The organism is Pseudomonas sp. R4-34-07 (assembly GCF_003852375.1).
Lineage (GTDB): Bacteria > Pseudomonadota > Gammaproteobacteria > Pseudomonadales > Pseudomonadaceae > Aquipseudomonas.
Genome location: NZ_CP027760.1, coordinates 2205951 through 2230727, shown reverse-complemented (window position 1 = coordinate 2230727; position 24777 = coordinate 2205951). Strand labels below are relative to the sequence as shown.

The window sequence follows — 24777 nt, the reverse complement described above, 5'->3', positions numbered from 1 at the left end:
TTCGCCTCCACGAAGCTACAAATGGGGAGATCATCCTCCCCATCGCAATTTTTTATTCGTAAGTCAGGGTAAAAGGCAGGGTCGCATTCCCAACACCAGCTTTAACATCATCTGATGCCCCATTAAGCGCATAAGCAGCGCGCATGCTCAGGTTAGCGGTAGCTTTCCCCTCGTCAACCTTCAGCGCTGCATCGATCGTTTCGTTGGCACTCAGGTTTAGAACTTGATTGTTGTCATTGAGAATTGCAATGGCGACACCTTTTGCCGCCTTTTCACTACTTTGCAGTTTAAGCAGGCGACCGTCAGCACTATCAATTCCAGAGCCAGAAAGCGGGTCAAACTTTACTTTTACTGTACTCAAGCCACCCACACCCGATGAACAATCAATGTCCAAGTTGATATGAGTAGCTGCAGTGACGCCCACACCGGGATCACCAACATCACTGAGTGAAACCTTCCCAAGATCTACGTTAATATTGCCATTGCTACCTGACGAACCAGCACCCGGTGCGACCGTACAGCTTGCCGCAATCAGCTCGCCAGAGAATTCAATTTTTCCACTACTTGCTGCATGCGCCACACCCACCCCACCAAGTAGAACGCAAGTTAACGCAGATACACCCCAAAGAAATTTCATAGCTTCGATCCTCGCATCCAATAAGACTGATATCAACCAAATAGCGTTATCCGCATCCAGCCGGCCAGCATGTAAATTTTTACACGCGAACGAGTGCGAGTGTATTGGAAAGCCCTGCGATCACCCTGGAAATTTCCCATGCACCTTGGGAAATTTCAGGCCGGCCTCGATTGATTAGAAATTGGCTAATTTTTTACCTGGGGTTTCGCAATAGACTAGGAGGTCTGGACTAACCACTCTGGAGGCTACTGATAAGACATCGTGAACACTGCATTTGCATTGGCCGTACCGGATCCCGGTTTGGAAGACGCTGTGCGTTGATATTGAATATAAAACGGAATGAGATACCTACCTCCGGCGCTGCCTGTGGAACTTAAAACCTTGAATTGATTTAAAGCGCCCGCGATAGACGAGGCAGGACCTAAATTGATTGGGCTGTTGTCGCGTAAAATTTGATACCCTACACCCGTTGCATCCGAGCCGGGACTGAGCGACAGCACATTGCTAGTGTTTCCCGGGTTCTGTGCGTCGGTCATAACCATATGAACAGAAATCGAAGGATCGCAATTCATTCCAATATTAAAAGGCGTTCTGCCGGCAACCGATCCAACTTCCAGAAGGCGATTTAGCCCAATGTTTGGCATCTTGACATCAATATTGCCATCAACATCACAGGTCGACGCCTTTATGGTTGGAGCAGTGCTAATCTTGATATCCATTACGCCTCTCTTAACCTTATCAATATAGGTCACATTGGCGGACGGAAATGCAGTTATCGTTCCAGAGCTGACGGGGCCGACTATCACGAGTTGCGCAGTCGCTTTCATGTGTTTTAATACATCCTGATTGGGTTTACAGCTAGCTCCAACACCAGAAACATCGAACGGAAGAGTACGCTGTACTGAAACTGCATCCCACGACGTCGCCCGAAAACGCACGCCAATGCCAGGATTATTAGTCTGATAAACATCCGAAAAGCCTGGAACAAGAGGGCCATTAACCGTTCCTATGCTGCGCACCTCGTATGAACACTTCGCCCATACGCCCTGAGAACCAGTACTGGCTTTCCAGTTGGTGGTCGAGCCGACTTCCCTATCGCGCGCGAAAACAGCGCTATCGAGGGGAATATTTACAGCGGCAATTGATAGAGACGAGAAAGCCCCCAAAAATACCAGCGGGAGTATATAAAGATTCATCATTCAACCTTTTAGGTTTTGCCTCGCTAGAGCGAAACTTCAGTCAATTCATTCCTTTTCACCGCACAGTACTGACGCTTAATTGTGCGATTTGAATACTACTGATAAGACATGGTAAACACCGCAACGGCATTGGCCGTGCCTGTTTTCGGCCTCGAAGACGCCGTTCGTTGATATTGGATATCAAACGGAATCAGGAACCGGCCCCCGGTGCCACCTGTAGAACTTACAATCTTGAATTGATTTAAAGCGCCCGCAATAGACGAGGCATGACCGAAATTGATCGGGCTGTTGTCGCGTAGAATCTGATACCCCACACCCATTGCCTCCGAGTCGGAACTGAGCGTCAGCACATTCCCAATGTTACCCGGATTAAGTGCATCAGTGATGACCATATGAACAGCAATCGAAGAATCGCAATTCATTCCAATAGTGAAAGGCGTCCTTTCAGCGACCGCTCCGACGCTTGGGAGTCGATTTATTTCAATCCTGGGCATTGTGGCAATAATGTCGCCATCTACGTTACAGGACGATGCTTCTATAATACTTGGAAACGTGCTGATTTTCACGTTCATTGGCCCCCTCTCTTAAGAATCATAATAGCTGATGCGGGCGGTTGGAAATGACATAATAATGCCTGCACAGACCTGCCCCACCACGACGAGCTGTGCAGAAGCCCTCATATTTTTTATTATGGTGACGCAAGGTTAGCAGTCGGAGGGCCCATTCCCAGGAATATCAAATGGAAGCGCTCTTTGCTGTGAAGCTGAATACCAAGTAGTTGCTCTGAAACGGATACCTATACCGGGATTACTGGGCTGATAGGCATCTGAGTATCCAGATACAAGCGTGCCATTCACTATGCCGACATTACGCCCGCCCATGTACTGGCATAGCATCCCTACGCGCTGAGAGTTTGTGTTTTCTTTCCAGTTAGTGGTAGAACCAATCGCCTTATCCCGTGCAAAAATTGCGCTGTGAGCGGGATGCCGACATCGGCCTTGGAAATTGACGAAATAGAAAACAAGCAGACAGCGACTCATATTTAACCTTATAGTTCAACGGTAGCCATTACCTAAGCGCCACGGAAGTGCTTGATTGTTTAGTGCACAACGCGTCGACTTTTTCGAAATCCACTTTATCTTTGCGTGCTGCAGCTGACAGGGTGTACAAAACGCGACATTGACCGTCGAGCGTGTCTCCCCAACGCACTATCAGCTCACCTTTCGGCTCCGCTGCACGAATGAATGCTCGGCTCATTTGCCCAACCAAGGTCAGGCTATTGCCCTCAGCGTCCAGTACTTCGGCCCCCGTCGGCAACGCATTACCCGCCTCGTCACGCAGGTTAAGCAGAACCGGCGCCCCCTGAGTGGTTGGATATTTCAGCATCACGATTGCGCCATGACGCGGTGCGATATTCTGCGAACTCATTTCCAGCTCAACGTCCGCCGCCATACCTTTCGGGTCGATGACAACTTCATTATGACGATAAGGTATCAGGCCGCTCACCACTCCATACCCGCTGCTGCTGATTGCGCCTCCATTGCTGTTGAGCAGACTCGCGCCTTGTGCCCCCCTGGCCTCCACAATGACACGCGTTTCACCTTTGGACTGACTGAAGGTCACGCCGCCAGGATGGGCCACGATGCTGCCGGAAAGGCCGATACCGACTTGCTTGTACTCTTCCCCCTGTCCAATACTTCCCGATAGATTGGTCTTGGCCATACGGTATTGGGCATTGGCCCCCGTAGAGCTATTGCTGGCTCCGAAGGCACGATCATGCGAGCCATACACCCCATAACTAAGTTCGCTCTGCTCCCCCACAGAGCCAGACAGCCCAACCTGAGTCCCCACATCACCTTTACCCGAATAAGTCGTGGAGCTGGTGAGGTATGAGGTATGGCGATCTCTGCCAAGTGGCATCGAGAGCGTCAGCATGTACTGGGTATCGTCCTTGTTATTGCTACCCTGGGTACGGCTGGCTGAAAGACTCAGGTTTCCCCAGCTATAGCTATTGGAATACCCGGCCTGGAAGCTGGTATCGCGGCTCTTGGCGTTATTCCAGTGATTCTGCGACGACCCGCTCAGGTACAGGCTGCCGGCATCGCCAGGCAATGGCTGGTTGATGTTCACTTGAAGCCGACTGCGCTGGCGGTTAGGTGCCGGACCAGTCAGGTCTTGCGCTCGGGCATAATCGCTAAAGGACAGGTAGCCCTCGCTGGAGAAACGGTAAGCTGCCACGACGAAGTTAGTCTTGGTGCTATCGACGAGCTTGCTGTAGCTCAGTCGATAACTCCTTCCGCTAGCGGTGCTATCGAGTGGGTCAGTACCCTCATCGCTTGACTGCAGACCAGAAGCGTTGGACTGTGTGACATCGAACGCGAACGCTCCCACCGAAGTACTCAACGCCATACCGCCCTGTACCGCCAGATACTGGTCGGCGACGACGCTGCCAGTGTAGGCCGTCGCCTGGTTGGAAATGCCACGCTGATAGGTTGCCTGGACGAATGTTGGCACTTTGCGCAAGCGGTCATCACGGTATTGACCGGCAGAGACGCTGTAGCGCGAGGTCCCTGGGCGCAGCAATTGTGCCACCGAAGCAAAGGGCACAATGAAGCTGTGGATACGGCCGTCAGCCTCGGTCACCGTGACATCTAGGTCACCGGAATAGCCAGTACTGTAGAGGTCGTCGATGACAAACGGGCCGGGCGCCACGCTGGTTTCGTAAAGTATGTTGCCAGCTTGACGCACGGTCACTCGAGAGTTGCTTTGCGCCATGCCTCGGATGGAGGGCGCAAATCCACGCTGGGAATCAGGCAGCATGCGATCATCGGACGCCACTTGCACACCGGTGAAAGATACGCTGTCGAACAGCTCGGATGGCGTGTAGTAATCCCCCAGGGTAATTTGTGATTTGAGCGTGGTCAGGTCGCGCTGTGCATAGGTGCTCAGCGCGCTGTACTTACTCCGGGATTCGCCAACACTACTGCTGCGGTTGTAGCTTGCGTTGTGGCGCAGACGCCAGTCCCCCAGGTTCAAACCGCTATTGATACCCGTGTAGAACTCTGTGCTGTTGGAGCCGCGTGAATCGTTATGAAAGGCATTGCTGTTGTAGTCAACGAACGCAGCAGTCACGCCCCGGTCCCAGTCACCTGGATCAACGTAGCCTCGTGCTGCGCGGTTCAGGTAAGTCTGGGCAATGCTCAAGTCCAGGCGCAATGCCCCCAGGTCCATGTCGATATGGGCATCAGGGACCCAGAGGCCGATATCCGCGCAGTCATCGCTTTCAAGGGCGTGGCTTTCAGGCAGGCGCTTGAGGTCAATGCCCAGGCTGGAGACCTGCGCGGGAGTAAAGCAAATTCGCGACGGTTTCCCATCGCCGCCGTCACGCACCCGAATGTCCTGGCGTCCCATCCACTGCTGGTTGACGTAGACATCGAGGCGATATGAGCCTGGCATGGCCCCGTTCCCGCGTTCGAAGCGCGACATATCCAGACTTCTTTCCTGGCCTTGTAGAAAGGCCGGATTAAACAACGCGAGAGCAGCATTGCTTTCCTCGGCTTGTGCGAGGTTGTCGGGCAGAACCGCGCCGAGCGTCGTAACAAATAGCCAATGCCGGGCAGCAAAAAAACGGCCGGCATAATGCGGTGCATGAGTCGTCAAAAACATGGGATTACCTGAGCACGCGTATCGAGGTGATACCTGTCGGCACATCAGCTCGTCAATTTCAGTTCAGTGTGATGCTCTGTTCGGCGGTGGTGCCAAAATCACCGATCCAGCGGTAGAGCACCTGGCCACCAGTACTGCCGGTATGACCGGCGAGAGAAAAATCCTGCTGACTGAAGGGAGCAATCATGCCGCCGCCGGTTTCGTAGCGTTTGTCGCCCTGCTTCACTGACAGCTCACCAAACGACAGGTGATAAGGCGTCGGGTTATCACCGCGCAGGACATAGCCCTTATCGACTCGCTGCACAGACCACTTCATCCGACTCACGGAGCTACGAACATCGCCGGACAGAGCGACCGGGCGATAGAACATCTTCAGGCGTGAACGCACAGCGATTTGCATCATGTTCGCCCCAGCACTGGCACCTTGAGGAATAGGTGGGATTTCCAGGGCGTTGAACCAAAACAAGCTTTCCCTGTCCTGAGGCAGCGTTTCACCGGTGAACACAATGCGTACACTCTGGCCTTTTTGTGGGTCCAACCTGAAAATGGGTGGCGTAACGAGAAAGGGCGCGTCTGCATCTTGAAGTCGGCTCTGGGCGTCGCCACGATCAATCCAGACTTGCAGGAGCCCGGGGCTCTGGCCCTTGTTGGTCAGCTTTACGGTGACTTCTCGTTCCTTCGCGGAATAGATCACACGGGTGCCATCGATCATGACACCGGCAACAGCACTGGACATCGAGCATGCAGCAAGGAACAGCCCTGCCATCAAAGAGGGCAAGTGTCGAGCGGAGACAGGTGACATCAGGGGGTACCTCAGTGGTGCCCGAGGTGAACACCCCGGGCGAGTCGATTACTCGTAGGTCAGCATGAAATTGGCCATGACGGAAACATCACCGCCACCCGCGCTCCCCTCTTGGGAGAAGTACTGCGCGAAGTACTGCAAGCTGCCTTTTCCGTTGATATCCACGGCACGTGAAGCCTGGGAAGCATTGTCATCGGTATTGATATTGATGACGGTATGATTTTGATCGAGCAGTTGAACCTCGACGTTGGAGGCTTTGTTTACAGCGTTGTTTACCAAGTTGCCGTAGGGATTAACATTGGAATCAGGCAGAAATGCAGCAGAAACCTTGGCATCCTCCGGGCAGTCGGTCACCTGCAGCGTGAAGCCGGTACGACCGGTAGCGCTCTGAGCGCCAGCGAGCTGACTTTTGTCCACGGTCGGCAGTACAACGTTGACATTGGTGGAAGAAGCATCAAGTACGCAACTCGTTTCGATAATTCTGCCAGTGATGTTGATCTGTCCAGTCTGGGCGGCGAGAGCAAGGACGGGCAGATTTAGGCTGACAAAACAGACAGCAACAGAAAACACTTTGAAGTTCATTTATGCGGGTCTCGCAATAGCCAAGTTAGAATAAACTGAGTTTTTTAGCCTTCAGATATTTAGGTGCTGCGATACCTGACAGGGCAGAAAATCTTAAACTCGGCCGTAAGCCCGTCACATCAGCACGCTCTCATTTCAAGTCAGAATTCGCTCGCCCTAGACCAGAATTTTCTCGGAGCGGGATGAATTGCTTCTAGCTCCCCACCAAAATCTGCATGCCCTCTCCGTCCGAATTGCTCTGGCTTCTAAGGTTTTGTAGGCCACATTGCCTGGTAGCCGGCGACCGGTGCCGGCCCTAAATGCGTAGACCCTGAGAGCGTTTTTTGAAATTAAGCCCCCTACATAAATTGTATATTTAGTATCAAGCCCAATACTAAGGTCCACTGAGCGCACCTGTAAGGCCTAAAACACCTGAAAATTGCAACTCTAAACTTTCTCACGCCAAAATACGGAAAACCAAACTACAACCATCACTATTTGACGTTCTATGAAAATATCCGAAAAATCAGCATCATGCAATATCGAGCTTAACAGCCAAAACAATAGTTAATCAAAGAGTCAAAAGCGGGGACTTAAAAAAAACCATTAAAATAGTACGGAACAGCCATATAAAGCTATACAACTCCGCGAAAAAAAACGAAGCAAGAGAATTTGTCAAACACATCCGCGAAATCCTTTATACACAAAATTCTAAGGCATTGAGGAGGAAAACCGAACTACTCAAGGATTTAGAAACATTAACGATGCGGACTCCAGCAGAAAAATCAGCCGATTATACAAGCTGTTTAATAGGGATGAAATTCAAACGGGAATACAGCTGGTCAGCGCTTCAAGCAAGAGGTCAGAAAAATTATGTTTACCACCACAATACTATACACTCCAAGTGCGCTAGGCCTGAGCAACCTGTAAAGGCACTATCCAAGCCAGCAATCGAAACCCTGCCCGCCAACGACAGCGCTGTGAACAAACGCTGTATGAGAGAAGATGATCATGCTAAGAGCATTTTTTATGATAAGGATATAAAGCTCACTCGAGAAAGACTGAACCCCACACCTAATGACACGAGCGAACATGGACCCAAAATGAGCCCGTTAGATTTTATTTACCCCGCCCCGCCCATTCCAAGAGCGCCAGTCGAATCAATGCCAGCAGCACTAAAATCGACGACCCGCTGGGATTGAAGAACCGCTGCATCCGGCTTCGAATAGCAGTATATTAGGCTGAATCAGATGGACAACTTCGTGAAATATCGAACGCCTTTATCCTTACTTCACCCCAAAAGGAAATGACTTGTCCGGATAATGTAGCAGACTTTAGCGCGCAAGGAAGTGGACTGGTATTATTGGAGGCAGATACCATTTCATTTATCCAAATCAAAGCGCCGGAAATAGGACAAGGTGAGAGGGCCTTTGGCCCTCTCACCCAATAAACGATCGGAGCCAAGCATCTAACCACCAAAGCTGGTTGCCGCCGTCGCCATGGCAGAAACTATTTCAGCGGGGCAGCAACCCTATGCCCCTCCTACAATCCGCCTCCTAACACCCCATGAACATCCTTGCTGACTGCAGCAGCAACACAGAGTGCAGAATAAAGAGCGCGGCTTAGTTTATATATGAATTTTAATTGGCTCGCCAACACCATTGCTTACTGACAAATCGCAGTAGGCACGAGTGTAGGGGGCATTACAATTTTAATCATCAACCACAACTGAGTATCGCATTCAAAGAGCACATTCAACGGCTCTATTATTGTTCGACAGCGGTTTTCTCGAAACACCTGGAGAAAAAAAGATGGCTTAGTCAAGAATTTAATCATAACTGATTATATAAGTAGACTGCGCAACAGCCCTACCCGGAATGAGATTACCGTCTCGAATATAACGAACTGACATGGGAATTAGGCCATCCGACTGAATATCGCCCAAGCCCCTTCTTTGCTTATACCTTACCAAAGAGCCGTCAAGCAACATCTGAAACCTAATCCCTTTTGCCGTCGAGCCCGCTCCTAATTCCAAAGACTCACCACTGTTAGATACATTGTTCGAGTCAGTGAATTCGGCGTATACCTTACTCGAGCTGTTACAGCTGACAGCCATAGTGAAGAATACCTCACCAAATGTTGCGCCTATGCTAGAAAGTTCAGAGCTGGTTACCGCCGGCAAAGGAACAAGTATATTTGGGGTTGTAACAACGCACGTTCCGAGAATAGCACTACCAATTACTGCGCCTGGTTGGTCTGGTCCTAGCGAGACACCATCAGAATCTAGCTGTTTAGCCCGAATCCCGCCGGCATGTAAATCACCAGCCGCTACAGGACCCGCGCTGCGGACCAAATCAAAAGACACAAAGTAGTGATTAGCGGTGCGAGAATTGAAAAATCCCAGCCTTGCAGTAGTCCCATTTATTGGCTTCTCGTCGTAATAAAAAACAACTGATAGTCCACTTCCGACTTGTAGCTTTTGAGGCACCTCCAAATATGCAACCCCGTCCGCCCGACACCCCCCGTATGTAATAACCTGACGATGACTACTTAGTACAGTACCTACAGGAACATTACTCGAAAGCGCTATATCCTTTCCAAGTTTAAATTCGCCTGCACCACTTATGCTACAGGTTGCTAAGGCCTGATGTGAGAAAAAAATCAACGCTGCTAATACTATCGAACGCATCACCACAACAAACCTCTTTTAATGTACCATTATAAAACTCAAAATCGCCGAGCCTTAACATATCATCGCAACACATAATATTGCTCTCGTAAAACATGCTTGATGTGCTCTCTCACTACTAACGGCAGATATCAACAGTAAATTTTCTTACTGAATTATTCAGGGCGCCTTTTTAAACAGGCATTGCTCCTTTATGCCCTTAAAGAACGCACTAAATGACTGGAAGGCACATGGGAGCTACCCGACGCTTTACTCCAACCGGAACCAGACCTGCTCCGGCGGCAAAGTTAGGGACAACCACGCAGTCACGATGAGAAATAGGTTGGATCACACTTTTAGCCTACGGGCTCGTTCCAACTGTCTATAATTTTTTCACATCGAGATGCACCACAACATCAGACCGCTCAATGCAGCGGCAAGAATCTTCCTCGTCGGACGAGGAACTTTCTTACCTCTGAGATTCTGCACGAAAAAAAACTATTTTTTGCCCTTTATGGTTCGATAACCAGTTACACATGCAGCTATTGCGGTATGACAATAACTACCGATACAAACTCTGCAACTGTATGACGTTTGGAATTCGGCGCCACTTTTATATCTCGCTATAAGCGGATGCTATTTTAAGCCAAACCTCCGATGTATTACGGACTCTTCGTTATCCTTAGTACCACCCGCAACAAAACCAGCTCGCACTGCTTACGAAACAGTGCGAGATCCTACAAATCAATGATTGAAACGAATCTCAACTCTCCACATATAGACCCGCTTCCGGTGGAGATTTAAAGGATGACGTTTCCTTTAAAGGGACATTGCCATCATGGTGTAAATTATAGTCTGCAATAACGATCGCCAACGCGCTAACCGAATCGGCATTCATAAAGTTCACCATTACTTTGGTGTCAGCATCTTCATTATAAAGTTGCGTGAGCGTCTTTGTGTTATCTTTGGGAGCAATAGCGGAAAGAAATTCCTCACCTTCAATATGCTCTGCCACAAGCTTGGAGGATTGCTCAAAACCTCTGGCGAAATCTTTTATCTGTCTATGCAAAGGCAGTTCAGCATACTGATCATCCAAGCAAGACTTTTCACGAGAAAAATAATAGAAATCAAATTTATTACAGCAGAGATGCGCCACCTCATGCAAAAGCGCATTAACAGCGGGAATGGCGCATTTCTTAAAGAATTGTAGAGAAAACGCAATCCTTTGCTCGCCGTCTTGAACCAAGTTAATGGCGGCAGTGGGATCGGAATTGTCATACGGTTCCACAAGATAAATATCTTGCCCGCCCTCTTCCGTCATCCAAAGCAACATTGACTGCATCGCTCTGTAATTCTCCAACAGTCTCGGACGTATACTGGGATCCACTCCCCACTCAGTAAGCTTGGCATCAAATGTCGGATCATCAATACCTTTTAGAGACTCTATTACTGAAGTAACCACAGAGATCCCGTTATTAATAGTTCGCGTGAGAAATTCCCGCTTAGCCCCTTCTAGACTCTCGAAGCCTTTTGACACAACATCAAACCCAAAAGATTCGATATGTGTTTTGAATAAATCGTCTGACAATGGGTTCGATAATGGCGTGGCAAGCGCTCCGGGCGGACCTAACCAAGAGCCTGCTGATAACGATATTGAGGATAGCGCTAAAGTAACTAATCGAAAAATCGTAGCACCAACGGTCGGCGTCTTACCAGAAAAAACTAATTCGGCAGTGGTATTATGCACATCGCTTACAAGACGCAAAAATCTACGAGTATCTTCACGCCCAATCACAGTCCGCTCGTTACTCAGTAAAATCTCATTAATTGCAGCCACAGGTTCCATAGTTCTTCCTTGCTGTAGGTGTGGCGGTTAAAGATACATTCCCAGCCAGTTAATTTGATGTCTTAAAACTTTAAAATGAGTGTCACCTTCATAGACATCATAATGCCCAGCACCTTCAAGCATAATGATTGTCTTTTCAGCATGCAGCGCTTCATACAATCGGACTGCTTGATCCGGGGGATTAACAATGTCGTGTTCGGCAGCGACAACCAATACAGGCTGACGAACGCTCATGGCCATGATAACCGGTTTGTAGTTTATGATTTCCCGGACGGTTAAAAAGGGTATTTTTGTATTTAGCTGAGGATTAAACTTTTGATGCTTTTCGAAAAACACTCGAGACTGCTCATCATCCAGCACCATTAACGGAGGCACAAATAACTCCCTACCGCTTGATTCTTTCTTCTCCTGCATCCGATTTAATGTCGAAAATAGCTTACTTTCCTCTTTAATACTCATTGCGCTAGTGATTAATATTTCCCCGTCAGCAAAGGCTGTTTGGCTGATGATGCATTTGACCAGCGGGTTCTGCGCCCCAACCGTAATGACATGACAGCCACCTAGTGATGTTCCCCACAGACCAATGCGTGACGTATCAAATGACGGTTGCTGGCTTACCCAGTTAACAACGGCATGAATATCTTCTATCTGCATTTTGGTCTGAAGCCTGCCGCGCTCACCTCCACTTTCACCGAAACCTCGATAGTCAAAGGTAATGACATTGTAGCCAGCCTGAGCAAAAGCGAAAGCAAACTCAGGCAGAACAACGTTCTGGATGCCACAAAACCCATGGCACAGCACCAGAACAGGTGCCGGGATCACTGATGTGCTAGGATAAATTCGCACCGCCAATTGTTCCCCGCTGCTACTAACACTAACGCTCTCAAAACCACTCATTACACTACTCCTCAAATACTGGCCAAGTTACAATTCCCAATTCAAAAGAAAGGCATCGCTATACACACAAAACCTACAGCAATAGGCTATAGTAGTATTTCAAAAAGCGATCCTGCAACAAAGCCTCAACCATCCAAATATTCAAGTACTGTTCTACATTTGTAGAGGGGTTACCATGAAATCGATTCACCTAAGCGTGCAAATTAAAAAAAAACCAACACCAAAATACATATTCAGGAAGACGCTGTCGCTCAATATCTGTGCGGCGCTTTGGATCGCGCTATTCGCCGGGCCAGAAGCCCATGCTAGTCGTGTGGACAATTTAGAACTCTTCAGCCACACCAATGAAGATCACCAGAAGTTAAATTTAGACTACAACGGTTGGCGCTGGCTAAAGAAAAAGAAGACTTTGGTACTGGGTACGTCGCTTCCTGATTATCCGCCGTTGGACATATCAAGTTCCAATCGTGACTATGAGGGTATCACAGCAGATTACATGCAGATAATTTCTGGTTATCTTGGTGTAACCGTGGACGTTCGCCGTTACGCTACTCATATGGAAGCCGTGGAAGCACTGAAAACTGGCGAAATAGATTTATTGGGCAGCGCTAATCGAAGAGAAAAAAATAGAATAGATTTGGCACTGAGCAACAACTACCTCGATGATCGACTCGCTCTAATCGGCCGCATAGGCATTAGCCTGTCTTTCGACGATAAAGTCGCGCGTATTCGCTTGGCAATTGACTCCGACTATATTAGTGAGGCTGCGGCTCGGCGGATGTTTCCTCAAGCAAACATAGAAGTGTTCACATCGACAGAAAATGCTATCGCGGCAGTCGCCTTTGGACAAGCTGATGCATTTTTAGGGGATGCTATATCCTCTCAATACCTTATTTCGCGAAATTATTCCAGCCATCTCGATATTTTGGATATCGCCCCCCCGGCACAAGAAGGCTTCAGCTTTGCCATTAACGCTGATAACCCGCGTTTGCTGAACCTTATCAATACCGCCCTAGGGGCCGTGCCAGAACAGGTAAAAACTGAAATACAAACACGCTGGAGCGAAAAACTCTTATTCACGCTCCAGCCACTGGATTTAAGTGCAGACGAGAAAGATTGGATCAAGAAAAACCCTGTGGTAAATATAGCAGTGAGCCGGTACCTGGCACCCGTTTCATATTTCGACATCCATGGTAATTATTTTGGTATTACACGAGACTTGCTTAAGTTAATTGAGAGAAAAACGGGCTTAAAATTCAACATACAACCTCACCCCAACATTAGAGAAATGCAGGAAAGCTTAAAAGCGGGAAGAGTGCAAATCGCAACGGACCTGCCTAAAAACCAGGAAAACATGCAATCTTTTTTATTTGGACGTCCTTATTTAATCGCACCTTATGCACTTGTAGTACGCAATCAAAGTGCATACCCAGATACGCTGGAGGCTCTGGCAGGCAGGACGTTAAGCGTTGCGCCAGGCCATGCGCTTCTGCCGATGTTACGCGAACATTACCCGCTCATTCGTTTAAAGAACGCAGAGAATAATTTTGAGGCCCTTGCTTGGGTAGAGGATGGCTCAGTAGATGCAACAATCCTACCTGCACCTATTGCCAGCTACAATTTGCGTAGCCGCGATAACTCACTGAAAATTGCATCGATTATAAACTCTGCACCTGCGACAGCGTCGCTCAGTGTACTTAAGGGGCAAGGTCAGCTTTACGCAATTCTCGATAAAACCATAAGAAGCATCCCGCCAGATGTTATTGATTCTGTTACCAACCGGTGGCGCACAAACGCAGTTATTGCGCCCCCATCATGGCGCGACTATCGTCAGATTATATTTAAATCCGTAGTTGGCACTATCACACTATTGACTATCGCATTGGGTTGGGGAATTTACTTACGTCGGCAAATCATGCAACGCAGAGCAGCCGAAAGAGAACTCAGCAATCAGCTTCACTTTATGGAAGCCCTGATAAACGGCACGCCGCATCCAATTTACGTGCGGGATTTAGAAAATCGCCTATTAATTTGCAATGACAGTTACGTAAAATCGCTTTCAAACGAGGGTGATATTGCTCGTGGTTTAAGTTCAGCAAAAACCTCATTGGAAAGGTCGGCGGCCTATGAAAAGGATTGCCAAACTGTATTGCAGACAGGCCAACCTCTTTTGCGTGATCGAGAAGTTTACATTGCTGGACGTCATCAAACTATCTATCACTGGATGCTACCTTTCTCTAACTCTGAAGGTGCCAATCAAGGCTTAATCGGAGGTTGGATAGATATAACTGAGCGGCACTTGCTTCTGGAGGAGCTCAAACAAGCCAAAAATGATGCTGATGAGGCTAATCGGACCAAAACTACATTCCTTGCGACTATGAGCCATGAAATCAGAACACCTATGAATGCGATCATAGGATTGCTGGAATTAAGCTTGAAACGCGATAAAGAAAAATATGACCGCTCATCAATAGAAGTCGCCTATCATTCCGCCCGCGGCTTGCTTGATTTAATTGGTGATATACTCGACATTGCCCGTATAGAGACAGGTCACCTTAGTCTGAATCAAGAGCGGGCCAACCTAAAGGACCTAGTAGAATCTGTTATTCGAGTATTCAGTGGACTGGCCAAGCAAAAGAACCTAACTCTAAAGTTAGACATTAACGAAAGTATAAATTACGACGTATTGGTTGACCCGCTGCGCTTTAAACAAGTACTTTCCAACTTAATCAGTAATGCGATTAAGTTTACCGAAAACGGCGGGGTCGATGTGGTTGTTCATTCTTGCTTATTAGCAGATGATCAATTACAGGTCGAATTTTCGGTCAATGACACCGGTATTGGTATATCTGCTAACGATATAGCGCGCTTATTCCAGCCATTTACCCAGATAGGTGGAACGAGACAGCACGCCCGCTCTGGTACAGGATTAGGATTAATGATTTCCCGTAATCTATGTGAAATGATGGGAGGCCAATTGGAGCTCGACAGCGAAATCGATCAGGGCACACAAGCCATTGGCCGACTGACACTGAACGTGCTCGAACCACGGCAGGAAAAGAAGGCCGAAGTATTAAACAGCTCCGCAGCCAACCCGGCTCCAATTTTAGGTGTATTAGTGGTTGACGACAACTACGCCAATCGATTGCTGTTGAGTGAACAGCTAATATACTTGGGGCACTCCGTGCATCTTGCTGAAAATGGTGCTGAAGGCCTTGCATTATGGAAACAGAAAATATTTGACGTCATCATTACCGACTGCAATATGCCAGTGATGAGCGGATATGAGCTTGCGAAAGCAATACGCGTGATTGAGAGCGCTCAAAACCGGGTGCGCTCTATCATTTTAGGATTTACTGCTAATGCTCAACGTGAGGAGCGCGAGCGGTGCATATCGGCTGGCATGGATGACTGCCTATTTAAACCAGTGGAGCTGGATACCTTAGAGCGTTTCATCAAACGCTCCGCAATAGCCATTCATGACGAAATTAATTATTCTGAATCCAATAAATTTGACTTGAATACCCTTGAGCACCTTACCGGTGGAGACCTCAACATATTAAAGCGTGTGCTGGATGGATTAATTAATAGTATCACCGATGATTTAGAGGAATTACGACGGCTTAATAAAAACGACAATCTGCGTGGCTTATCCGAGCTTGCTCATAAAATCAAGGGCAGTGCTCGCGTTGTTAAGGTTCGCAGTCTGATCAAGCACTGTGAAGCTTTGGAAGCTTCCTGTCACCTTGACCCGTCAGATTCTAATTTACCGGCCGTGGTCCTAGCCCTTGATCAGGCAATGGTAGGATTAGAACGCGATCTGATTCGCCAGAGAAAAAAACACTTTGAGTAGGTGGACTGAAGCACCCTCTCCCGCGATGTACTCATTACGGCCGTAACGCCGATCCTTGGATATAGGCGGCCAATTGTTTGCCCGCCTTACCGCTTAAAGGCACCTTAAACGTTGTATAAACCCTGCCTACAACTGGCGCTATTATCTTTCCGCCGCGCGACACAATTAGCGCGCCTAGAATTTTCCTACTGTCTTTCAGCCCCTTCCGCCATGGTTAAGTCTTACGAGTTCTTGTAGAATTCTTATTCCAACTAAGGTGTAGACGCATGATAGACTCGAACAGTGTGATAATTATTGATAAACACCCGATCGTGCGACTGGCAATCAGAGCGGTGTTAGAAAGACGAGGCATTAAAGTTCTGGCCGACATCAGCGACGGAGTAGACGGTCTAAGACTTGCGAACCTGTATCATCCCGATCTTGTAACTTTTGATATTGGCCAAAATCAAACAGAGGGGTTAGCAATTATCAAACAAATGTCTTCGTTATCGAATGCTCCTAGCATGTTAATTTTTTGTACATATCCCGCAGTGCCTTGCGCAGAATATTGTTTACGGGCCGGCGCCTCCGGTTTTGTCAGTAAGCGCGCAGGCATACGCGACTTCCTTAACGCAATCGAAGCAATCTTCGCCGGTTACGATTATTTTCCATATTATGGCAGCGTCAAGCTTGGTCCAACCCCAGCAACGAAATAATCTAGAGTTCAGTTGACAGAGCTGGATGGGTATTACTCGCGCCCCATGCCATGAAGACAAGGTACGCGAGAAATTATGTAATGGATTGCTTGGACTACATCAGCAGGGCAAGCATAGGATATTCTCAGTTGTTTTTTCTCGGTCTAACACAGACCCGCCCATAGCCTTGATTTCCCCAAGCACAGCATCCAGTTTAACTCTTCCTGCATGACATTCAGCTCCAAGCTTTTCTGAGAGCTTTGCGTACCCATATATATAACTTTCTCGCGGATCGGGCATTATGGAACGTCTTCTTATTTTTTCTAGGACGGGATGACGGAATGTTTTTGAGAACCCCTCAATATCCTCTGCCACATTGGCGGAACCAAAGAAACCATTTCCACCTAAAAGTTCAAGTACTGCACGCTGTTTTTCGTGCGCAGTCAGAGTCCCCTCGGTATAAATCACGCTGAGCGGATTGTTAGGCCCCCCTTTCTCATTCTTAGCTGTGGCATCCGTATAAGGCGCAAACTCTTCAAACACTTCAACCGTAGTTGTCAATTTGCTGCACAGAGCAAGGCCGGCCTCGCTAAGCCGCCCGTTGTCAAAAAATAGAGTACCGAATTTCAGGGGATCTTCTTGTGCGCACTCCATCAACAGCCTATAAACTGCAGGCGCCACTGTGTACACAATTTTATTCGTGGGCCTAGCGAGACCGGATAGGTTGTTACGCTGTGTATCGCAAATGGCAAGAGTGTACGCCATCGCCACGATATCCTCGCATGCTGCATTATCCGGAATTGAAAGTGCACCACTTCTCAACAGGCCTTCAATGACAGTACCAAGCCCGGGTTTTCCGTCTCTACCTATATTTGGCATAAAATCGAAAGCTGTGCCGCTGGGAATAACCGCAGCCGCAACCCGGCAAAGACTTTCTTGCCCCGTAACGTCGACCGTTGCCTCTTCGGCCAAGGTCCCCAAGGCCGCAGCCGTGGCTATCTCATTCAGCCCCCAATGCTGTTGATTGCCAATGCCAGTGCCATCTTTTTGTAGTATTTGAACGTGATCATGAAAATATGCGAGAAAACCGGCTAGACGCTCGAAAGAATGCCCTTGGAAAAAATGCAGTACGTCACTCTGCATTTCTTGTGCGTGCGCCATTCGACCGCTTGAATGGGTAGCTTTGTGATAAGACAGACGCAACGCATTCAGAGCGCCATCTAATGCGCTCTGATCGAAATGACTTTGGATTTTTTCTATAGCGCGCTGCGCTTGTTCCAAGTCGATATGAGTCAGACTGGCCAGCAAATTATTTGTGAGGCTGCTGACAATTTTATGTTTATCACATTGGTCGGGCGTGACTTCGCGTACTTGTTCCAGTAAGTTCTCTAAGTGGCCCGCCATGATCGCTGATGCTTGCCTATACGATGCACACAACGTAAGAATATTTCCAAAATGTTCGGAACAAAACTCATCTAGCTGGCGGCTGGAAATCCCTAGTACATTACGAATACTGCACGATGTTCGCACTGGCAGATCTGAAGTCGTTCTGGGAAACACGCCTACTGGCGCTGACCCGGCGCCAACGTTTTTAACATTCATTTATTTTGCCTCAAGACGCCAAATGAGACCCGAAAGTATCAATAGCGTCTGAAGCAGGCTTTCAAATAGCGCTCATGACAGAGTGCTCTACCGCAAGCGGTTGTTTAAACGTTCATACCAGTGAATTTCTTTTCGCCAGTTCAGCCAAGCTTACAAGGCTAGAGGCGTTCAATTTTTCAAGCAAGCGTATTTTATAAGAGCTGATCGTTTTGTTGCTGATCAGTAACTCATCAGCTATTTGTTTATTCGTGTATCCCAACGCCAGATAACGAAGAACGGTGAGCTCTCGATCGGTCAGCGTACTTAGCAATGTAGCCTCGTCAGATTTCCCTGCGTCATTGCGAACGTCATTGAGCGTTTGGCTAGGAAAAAAACTGTAGCCCGACAACACTGCACGCACACCAGCGAGTAGCTCCGCTGGATCCTCCTGCTTAAACACAAAACCGGCAGCCCCAGCCCGCATGCACCTGTGGGCAAGGTAAGCAGGTTCCTGTGCACTTAGTACCAGGACTTTTGGCGGCGTTGCCAATGTCTGGATACGAGCGATTACCTCCAACCCATCGAGGTTCGGAATACCTATATCAAGCAGCACCAGGCCAGGATTCAGCTCTCGAGCTAAACTGACACCATCGACCCCATTGTCCGCCTCCCCCACCACCTCGTGCCCGTCACGCTCCAACAACAAACGAACAGCTAATCGTAGTATCGGATGATCATCAACAATCAGTATTTTTCCCACTGTCTACACCTGATAATGGTATTAAAAGATTGACTGCGCCCGCGACCTCTGAAGTGATCAGGCGCGATGTCGTCCACATTGTGAGCTCACCATTCGGGCAGCTCTTCAGCCACCATGAATATTTGCTGCATATATTCCTGAACCATAAATTTCGCCGAAAAAACACGAGATTGAGCCTCTGTGACACTCTTATATAGCGCTGTATCTTGAAGACTATCCTCTTTTAGGCGCTGCAGGGTCAAGGCCAAAACTGCAGCCTGGGTTTCAGTGGTGCGATAAGGATGCGCTCCATCAGCCTCAAACGCGCGTAAGCACTCATAAACTGTTGCGCCGCTCAAACCATCGTCTGCTATAGCCAATAACCTCTGGTAGAACGCTTCGAAATTAGGATCATCCAAAGAGGTTTTGGATAGCGCACCAACTTCAAGCACACGCTGATCCAGATCAAGGATCGCTTCTTGAGCGGCGAGCACGGCTTGGCTACCAGCGGGGCGAATGGCACCAATGTTCATTCCATGATCCCTTTATTCAAACAAATCGACTCATCCAACCCGGTAAACCGCAAAATAGCAGACCGGACCTCGCCAGAAATCCGCCCGCACTGCTCCGTCAATAGGCCTAATTTCACCATCAATTCCGGGGCCAGTTCTTCGCCGATAGCCCGACCATTCAGCTCGGCAAATTGTTGGTCACAACGAAATCGGTAATATTCCCCGTCGACGAATTCGACATTCATTGTGCCACTCCAATGCAAGCGTAGACGAGCCACAAACTCCTCACCACACGCATCCAAGCGTTGAGGCAATACCACGGTCATAGCTTGGTCCGAGCTGGCGTCGGCTCTGCTCTCTTTCAGCCATCTGGCAAACATGGCCTCCAAACACTCAGGCCGGCCCAGCAAGTCCGCGACTAAATCAACAGCAGTACGATGCAAGATCACCTCTAGACGCTTCTGAAGAGCACTTGCTTGGCCCACTGCATGCACGACATCTTGCGCCAGGACGCAGACGCCCTTGTCATACCCTTGGCGAAAAGCATGCTGATGAATTGCATCCGCTTCGCACTGAGCCGCGTGGATACGGCTATTGGCTTGAGCAATCGCCTGGTCAAGAATGTCGACGGCCTGCGTTTGCTTCTGCAGATGCACTGAGGCGACCCAGACGCTATCCTCAATCAGAAGGTTATCGTGAATGGGAATAATTCTGATCATTTTGTAGAGCCAATTTAAAAATTAATAGATCAGCAGAAGGTATCGGCTGGGTTCCCTGCAGCTCGACTATTTTCTCAGGGAAGAGTAGCGGCAGCCGTGCTACCAGTGCCTCAGGCACCCACTCTCTCCACGCCAGCAATGCGGAAAGCCCACATGCCTGGACTTGGGCCACAGACACCAAAGACGTTTTTTCCTCTTCGCGGGCTTCACGAAGCTTATAGGCTGCGAAGGCCTGGGCTTGCTCAGGCAGGCATAACCAAGTCCCTCCTTGCGCCAGGTATTGACGCAATTGCTGCGCCCCCAGAGCCAGAGCAATATGAGGCAGGCGGTGCCAATATCTCACCCAATGCGCATACACAGAATCAACCTCCGGCGTAGCCGGCATCGCATTGGGTAGTGCGTCAAGAAAAATCCCATTAAGCGCGCTCCGTTGCCGCGCAGAACTAAGATTGATTGTCCTGCTCAGACGACTTGGATGTAGGTAGGCCAAAGGATCAAACATGATATGTCTCAACCGCGGGGCAAAATCCATCATAGGTCCGCCTTAGTTTGGCGCCGCTTTACTGACCAATACCAATAAGCACTCGATAGGCCGCCTAATAAGACCATCAGAATCAGACCGCCCAGCAGGTAATTCTTATTATGATTCGTGGGTGCCGCTGAAGGCGCAAAGTGCTGAATTTCGCTTTTAGGTGAAAGCACAACTGAAATATCGTCGTAACTGACATCCGAAAAACTGTTTTTCAAAAACCGCTTGATATCACCGATCAATAGTTGTGAGTCTACACCCCGCTCATGCACGATCAGGGCAGAAAGATGTATGGGCGAAGCCTTACGGCCTCCTTCCCCGGCATCTAGGTCATAACTGACGTGCACCCTGGCCCGGACAATCTTTTCCAGTGTGGCCAATGTTTGTTCCAGGCGTTGCTCCAAGGCTGAGAACAATCTGGCTTTCTCTGCTCGGGGCGAAGCAACCAGCGAATCCTGTGGGAACATTTGTGCAACCTCAAGCCGAGGCTTGGGTGGCAGGTCATGCAATTGTAACAAGTCAACTGCAGCGGTAAAATCCAACTGGCGGACGTGGACGCTATAACCATTCTTGCCCTGATCGACTTTGACCGCCTCAATATTGTTACGCTGCAGTACAGCGATAACAGCATTTATCTGGTGCTGATCTAATCCGTCCAGCAGATCCGCCTGACGACAGCCTACCAACCCCAAGAACACCAATCCGAGTAATAGCCACCGCAGCATCATGAGCGCATCAATGCCTCAACGGCCCCCACGGCCTTACGTGTAAGTGTACTGACCATGGAGATATCGAGATTATAATTCGCGGTTTGCTGTTGCAGTTCGAAGAGAACCTCTGGGTCGCTGAGCATTCCCGGACGCGACAAAATTGAGTTGATTGCGGATACATAGTGTTCTGCTTCCACGCTTTTTTCAGAAAAGGCCTGGATAAGCCGGCCCTCCAAAGATTCTGACGCATCACTGGCGGGGTTGTTTAAAAAGCTCACCTGTGCGCTAGGAGAAGCGATTAGTTCTAAGCCGGACATAAATACACTCTAAACTTAACCAGCCCCGGTACGGGGCCCCAAGATGTGAAAAAAGGAGATCAATTAAGCACTAACGGAAGTTTTGAATAATCGCAGCATCAATATCTTTGAATACCTTTACGGTGTTCGATTGTGCGTTACGAAACAAATTATACTCCGACAACCGAGCTTGATAATCAGCAAGTAGGGAGGGATCTGAAGCATCACCCTTTAGCTTATCCAATGAAGCATCCAATTCCTTTTTAAGATCCGTCACCGACTCATCGAAATCTTGTGAAACTTCGGTCAACCAGCCACTAGGCGCTGCCGGTTTAGGGCTATTAGTGTTTGCCATGTTTTATTACCTCAAATTTATTAAGTCGGTGCGGGAAAATACCAAGAAGACGGACTCATTTTTATATAACCTTGTGAACCTAGCTGATAGGACTTGCCTTTCAACCAATCGTCATCGAGTTCTAGCGCAAATGAAACATAACGTCCTCCCCATTGCTGATAAAACGACTCAACCAGCTCGCGTACGTTATTTAGTTCACCGTCATTCAACGCACCTCTAACCTTAAACGTGACGCCAGCCGGGTGATGCATTCGTTCAAATGGAACAGCCAAGCGCTGCAAACCATCTTTTGCCAGTGCCTCTAGCTCCAGGTCGCTGCGTCGCTCGATTTTTACTGACTGCACATAAGGCATGTCCTTTAACAAGAAAGTCCTAAGCGCCTCGCCAGCGGCCAGGTCTAAGTGAGCACGCTCCTTACTCAGAACCAGACGGGGAAATTCAGGATTATTCAGATCGAGTCGATGGAATGCTAAACCGGTGTAATGACGAAGCAACTCGCCTTCAACACGCTTTGCTTCCTCGCGTATCGACCTCACATCGATGCCAGTACTATTGTTTCGCATCATGACCTGTCGCCCCCAGCTCAGCTCGCGCTCGCTTGAAGCAAACATGTAAATCTTGTCATCGCGGCCTTTAATAATTCTGTAAGGGCTGCTGACCCCGCCAACGACAGACTTCACACTCACCACTGGCGTTGGCCGGCTTTCCCACCAGAAGCAGGCGATCAATACTACGCCACTTAGTAGCATCGCTATTACGCTCTTCACCGAGAGCCTATTAGAAATTGTCCGTGCAAACGTTTCGGGCGCAGGCTCGTCAAACAAACCGTCAACCCAGTCTGCATCCATCGGACGTAAAGCAATACGCAAACTACCTACACGGTGAATGACTTGATAAGTTAAAGATCGCTCTACTACTTCCTCACCGAATATACGCACCATGACGCCAGACTGTGCAGTTTCTTCAACAAGCACTTCAAAATTACTACTACTGCCCTCCAGCGGTATATAAAATGAGTGCTCAGGAAAGGAAACGGCTGATTCATCGTTGAAAAATTCTCTTTCCATACCGACGACGAACAGGTTTTGTTTATCACGCAACTCATACTCACAGCCGCACAGCGGCCCATCCAGAACACGTAGCACGCAACCGAAGTTCGTGGTGCCTTGCTCTTTTTCGCCTAACAACATATTGCCCTTCCACCGTTTTACATCGCGCGATATGGACATAGATTAATGCCAACTCGATATTAAATCTTGATGGATAGAAGTATTATCCATCAAGATTCAAATCACTGCGCATCATGTGATAACGCTCCTGGACACGCTTGGCATAACGCTGCCGTGACGTTGCCCTAGAAGCAGAACCTCCAGCGTTGTAAGCGCCGACAGCTTCCCAGCTATAGCCAAAGCGCCCAATAAACTCTTTCAGTATTGAGGCACCCACAGCGATGCTCAAGCAGGGGTCATTTAATAGTCGGCCTTCGTCGATACCCATCTCACTGAGCCACGGTAGATGGCGACTATTGATTTGCATTAAACCAATATCCCGCGAACCATCATGGTTATGATTCAGCGCATCTGTTCGCAGCGAAGACTCGACTTGTGCTATAGCAAAAAGAAGCTCTGGTTCAATATCGTAGGACGCTCCCACCTGTTCCCAGCAGAAAGCATCCGCCCAAGAAGGCCTTGTCAACAGTAGCAGGCCGACCAAGAGATATCGGGTCAAAGCAGCCTCCCCGCGAACCTGGCCGACTCTCGCAGGCGTCTTTGGCTGACAAGACAAACAGGACACTCTTCAAAAAACCTGGATCCACCGGACAATGGTGCGGCGCTCGAATGGACTGCAAGTTCAACTTTTTTATATATTCTCATGCTTAGGCAGCACTCCGACTCGCCCCAGAAGTGAACCGTTCAATAGGCTCTGGAGCGGAGGGATTCAATCGGCGCAGTGTCAAGGTGCCGCATTGGTTGACCAGCTCTAAACACATACGTCGACCGTTCTGCAATCCACCCAGCTCATCCAGCATTTGAGTGTCGCAGATAAGTGCGGTGACACTAGACGGCGCGTGAGCGGAATCTGAACGACCACTACTGGCACCATTCGGGGTTAACTTCACAGAGTGCGCAATCGCGATCGAGTGCGTGGTTTCAGGTATGGATATAACAGGCCGAACAAACCGATAGCCTTTGCCATAGATGGTTGCGATATAACTTTTGCTATCTGAAGAGCGCAGTATTTTGCGCAAGATATAAATACAACGGCTAAGAGACTCCTCCCCCACCGCCTGATGTGGCCAGATACTATCCAGCAACCTATCCTTGCTCAGCTCCCGCCCCTCAGAGGCAAGCAATAGTTCAAGGAGCCTGGATTCTTTAGGAGGCAAATGCACACACTCACTGCCTAACCAAAGACCTCTGTTTTTTCTCCAAACCCACTTTCCAAATGCCACATCTTCAGTAAAAGAAGGATTAACTATGTCAGTCACTTTTCTAACCTCGCCAGTATAATGCGCCGCCAAAACGACTACCCA

The 24777-nt window shown here is 48.7% G+C and carries 22 protein-coding genes; 2 read left to right on the top strand and 20 right to left on the bottom strand.

The window, feature by feature from the left end; translation table 11 throughout:
* Positions 1–52 precede the first annotated feature (52 nt).
* The 9 genes from C4J85_RS10345 to C4J85_RS10310 all read right to left on the bottom strand — a co-directional run bounded on the left by C4J85_RS10345 (position 53) and on the right by C4J85_RS10310 (position 12276).
* Entirely contained in the window at positions 53–637 is a 585-nt protein-coding gene (locus C4J85_RS10345) for a fimbrial protein (protein ID WP_124403777.1), read from the bottom strand.
* A gap of 245 nt (positions 638–882) precedes the next feature.
* Positions 883–1833: a fimbrial protein gene (locus C4J85_RS10340; RefSeq protein WP_164485248.1), complete on the bottom strand. Its 951-nt coding sequence runs from the start codon at positions 1831–1833 to the stop codon at positions 883–885.
* 98 nt (positions 1834–1931) lie between these two features.
* On the bottom strand, positions 1932–2408 hold the full coding sequence (locus C4J85_RS10335; RefSeq protein WP_124403775.1) for a fimbrial protein: 477 nt from the start codon (positions 2406–2408) through the stop codon (positions 1932–1934).
* A 496-nt stretch (positions 2409–2904) separates the two neighbouring features.
* Positions 2905–5502: a fimbria/pilus outer membrane usher protein gene (locus C4J85_RS10330; protein WP_124403774.1), complete on the bottom strand. Its 2598-nt coding sequence runs from the start codon at positions 5500–5502 to the stop codon at positions 2905–2907.
* Between the two features lie 58 nt (positions 5503–5560).
* Positions 5561–6304, bottom strand: coding sequence for a molecular chaperone (locus tag C4J85_RS10325; RefSeq protein WP_218565847.1), 744 nt, complete (start codon positions 6302–6304; stop codon positions 5561–5563).
* Positions 6305–6352: 48 nt separating this feature from the next.
* Complete coding sequence (locus C4J85_RS10320) at positions 6353–6886, bottom strand: fimbrial protein (RefSeq protein ID WP_124403773.1); 534 nt, start codon at positions 6884–6886, stop codon at positions 6353–6355.
* 1807 nt (positions 6887–8693) lie between these two features.
* Positions 8694–9554: a fimbrial protein gene (locus tag C4J85_RS27950; RefSeq protein WP_370881259.1), complete on the bottom strand. Its 861-nt coding sequence runs from the start codon at positions 9552–9554 to the stop codon at positions 8694–8696.
* A 742-nt stretch (positions 9555–10296) separates the two neighbouring features.
* The gene (locus C4J85_RS10315; RefSeq protein ID WP_124403771.1) at positions 10297–11379 is read right to left on the bottom strand and encodes a hypothetical protein; all 1083 of its coding nucleotides are present in this window, start codon (positions 11377–11379) and stop codon (positions 10297–10299) included.
* Positions 11380–11406: 27 nt separating this feature from the next.
* Complete coding sequence (locus tag C4J85_RS10310) at positions 11407–12276, bottom strand: alpha/beta hydrolase (protein WP_124406858.1); 870 nt, start codon at positions 12274–12276, stop codon at positions 11407–11409.
* 175 nt (positions 12277–12451) lie between these two features.
* On the opposite strand from C4J85_RS10310, the gene C4J85_RS10305 reads away from it, so the two are divergent.
* The gene (locus C4J85_RS10305; protein ID WP_124403769.1) at positions 12452–16129 is read left to right on the top strand and encodes an ATP-binding protein; all 3678 of its coding nucleotides are present in this window, start codon (positions 12452–12454) and stop codon (positions 16127–16129) included.
* A gap of 266 nt (positions 16130–16395) precedes the next feature.
* A complete protein-coding gene (locus C4J85_RS10300; RefSeq protein WP_124403768.1) occupies positions 16396–16824 on the top strand; it encodes a response regulator in 429 nt (142 codons plus the stop codon).
* 99 nt (positions 16825–16923) lie between these two features.
* Here the strand turns inward: C4J85_RS10300 and C4J85_RS10295 are convergent, their stop codons facing one another.
* The 11 genes from C4J85_RS10295 to C4J85_RS10245 all read right to left on the bottom strand — a co-directional run bounded on the left by C4J85_RS10295 (position 16924) and on the right by C4J85_RS10245 (position 24732).
* Positions 16924–18405, bottom strand: a complete 1482-nt coding sequence (locus tag C4J85_RS10295) for a hypothetical protein (protein WP_124406856.1) — start codon at positions 18403–18405, stop codon at positions 16924–16926.
* Positions 18406–18517: 112 nt separating this feature from the next.
* Positions 18518–19144: a response regulator transcription factor gene (locus C4J85_RS10290; protein WP_124362279.1), complete on the bottom strand. Its 627-nt coding sequence runs from the start codon at positions 19142–19144 to the stop codon at positions 18518–18520.
* Between the two features lie 86 nt (positions 19145–19230).
* Complete coding sequence (locus C4J85_RS10285) at positions 19231–19656, bottom strand: hypothetical protein (protein WP_124403765.1); 426 nt, start codon at positions 19654–19656, stop codon at positions 19231–19233.
* Positions 19653–20354, bottom strand: a complete 702-nt coding sequence (locus tag C4J85_RS10280; RefSeq protein WP_124403764.1) for a hypothetical protein — start codon at positions 20352–20354, stop codon at positions 19653–19655. The genes C4J85_RS10285 and C4J85_RS10280 overlap by 4 nt, the downstream gene beginning before the upstream one ends.
* Positions 20326–20889 (bottom strand): secretion system protein, encoded by a 564-nt coding sequence (locus C4J85_RS10275; RefSeq protein ID WP_124403763.1) that lies wholly within the window; start codon positions 20887–20889, stop codon positions 20326–20328. Before C4J85_RS10275 ends, C4J85_RS10280 begins: the two co-directional genes overlap by 29 nt.
* Positions 20886–21608 (bottom strand): EscJ/YscJ/HrcJ family type III secretion inner membrane ring protein, encoded by a 723-nt coding sequence (locus tag C4J85_RS10270; RefSeq protein WP_124405789.1) that lies wholly within the window; start codon positions 21606–21608, stop codon positions 20886–20888. The genes C4J85_RS10275 and C4J85_RS10270 overlap by 4 nt, the downstream gene beginning before the upstream one ends.
* A complete protein-coding gene (gene sctI, locus C4J85_RS10265) occupies positions 21608–21910 on the bottom strand; it encodes a type III secretion system inner rod subunit SctI (RefSeq protein WP_124403762.1) in 303 nt (100 codons plus the stop codon). Before sctI ends, C4J85_RS10270 begins: the two co-directional genes overlap by 1 nt.
* A 70-nt stretch (positions 21911–21980) precedes the next feature.
* Positions 21981–22244 (bottom strand): type III secretion system needle complex protein, encoded by a 264-nt coding sequence (locus tag C4J85_RS10260; protein WP_124406855.1) that lies wholly within the window; start codon positions 22242–22244, stop codon positions 21981–21983.
* Positions 22245–22264: 20 nt separating this feature from the next.
* Positions 22265–23434: a PrgH/EprH family type III secretion apparatus protein gene (locus C4J85_RS10255; protein ID WP_164487529.1), complete on the bottom strand. Its 1170-nt coding sequence runs from the start codon at positions 23432–23434 to the stop codon at positions 22265–22267.
* Positions 23435–23516: 82 nt separating this feature from the next.
* Complete coding sequence (locus C4J85_RS10250; protein WP_124362271.1) at positions 23517–23972, bottom strand: transglycosylase SLT domain-containing protein; 456 nt, start codon at positions 23970–23972, stop codon at positions 23517–23519.
* 148 nt (positions 23973–24120) lie between these two features.
* Entirely contained in the window at positions 24121–24732 is a 612-nt protein-coding gene (locus C4J85_RS10245) for a winged helix-turn-helix domain-containing protein (protein ID WP_256657474.1), read from the bottom strand.
* Between the last annotated feature and the right edge of the window lie 45 nt (positions 24733–24777).

Bases quoted from the DNA above. Each gene is read 5' to 3' on its own strand.
- C4J85_RS10345 (WP_124403777.1), bottom strand. From the start codon at position 637: ATGAAATTTCTTTGGGGTGTATCTGCGTTAACTTGCGTTCTACTTGGT.
- C4J85_RS10340 (WP_164485248.1), bottom strand. From the start codon at position 1,833: ATGAATCTTTATATACTCCCGCTGGTATTTTTGGGGGCTTTCTCGTCT.
- C4J85_RS10335 (WP_124403775.1), bottom strand. From the start codon at position 2,408: ATGAACGTGAAAATCAGCACGTTTCCAAGTATTATAGAAGCATCGTCC.
- C4J85_RS10330 (WP_124403774.1), bottom strand. From the start codon at position 5,502: ATGTTTTTGACGACTCATGCACCGCATTATGCCGGCCGTTTTTTTGCT.
- C4J85_RS10325 (WP_218565847.1), bottom strand. From the start codon at position 6,304: ATGTCACCTGTCTCCGCTCGACACTTGCCCTCTTTGATGGCAGGGCTG.
- C4J85_RS10320 (WP_124403773.1), bottom strand. From the start codon at position 6,886: ATGAACTTCAAAGTGTTTTCTGTTGCTGTCTGTTTTGTCAGCCTAAAT.
- C4J85_RS27950 (WP_370881259.1), bottom strand. From the start codon at position 9,554: ATGCGTTCGATAGTATTAGCAGCGTTGATTTTTTTCTCACATCAGGCC.
- C4J85_RS10315 (WP_124403771.1), bottom strand. From the start codon at position 11,379: ATGGAACCTGTGGCTGCAATTAATGAGATTTTACTGAGTAACGAGCGG.
- C4J85_RS10310 (WP_124406858.1), bottom strand. From the start codon at position 12,276: ATGAGTGGTTTTGAGAGCGTTAGTGTTAGTAGCAGCGGGGAACAATTG.
- C4J85_RS10305 (WP_124403769.1), top strand. From the start codon at position 12,452: ATGAAATCGATTCACCTAAGCGTGCAAATTAAAAAAAAACCAACACCA.
- C4J85_RS10300 (WP_124403768.1), top strand. From the start codon at position 16,396: ATGATAGACTCGAACAGTGTGATAATTATTGATAAACACCCGATCGTG.
- C4J85_RS10295 (WP_124406856.1), bottom strand. From the start codon at position 18,405: ATGAATGTTAAAAACGTTGGCGCCGGGTCAGCGCCAGTAGGCGTGTTT.
- C4J85_RS10285 (WP_124403765.1), bottom strand. From the start codon at position 19,656: ATGAACATTGGTGCCATTCGCCCCGCTGGTAGCCAAGCCGTGCTCGCC.
- C4J85_RS10280 (WP_124403764.1), bottom strand. From the start codon at position 20,354: ATGATCAGAATTATTCCCATTCACGATAACCTTCTGATTGAGGATAGC.
- C4J85_RS10275 (WP_124403763.1), bottom strand. From the start codon at position 20,889: ATGATGGATTTTGCCCCGCGGTTGAGACATATCATGTTTGATCCTTTG.
- C4J85_RS10270 (WP_124405789.1), bottom strand. From the start codon at position 21,608: ATGCTGCGGTGGCTATTACTCGGATTGGTGTTCTTGGGGTTGGTAGGC.
- sctI (WP_124403762.1), bottom strand. From the start codon at position 21,910: ATGTCCGGCTTAGAACTAATCGCTTCTCCTAGCGCACAGGTGAGCTTT.
- C4J85_RS10260 (WP_124406855.1), bottom strand. From the start codon at position 22,244: ATGGCAAACACTAATAGCCCTAAACCGGCAGCGCCTAGTGGCTGGTTG.
- C4J85_RS10255 (WP_164487529.1), bottom strand. From the start codon at position 23,434: ATGTTGTTAGGCGAAAAAGAGCAAGGCACCACGAACTTCGGTTGCGTG.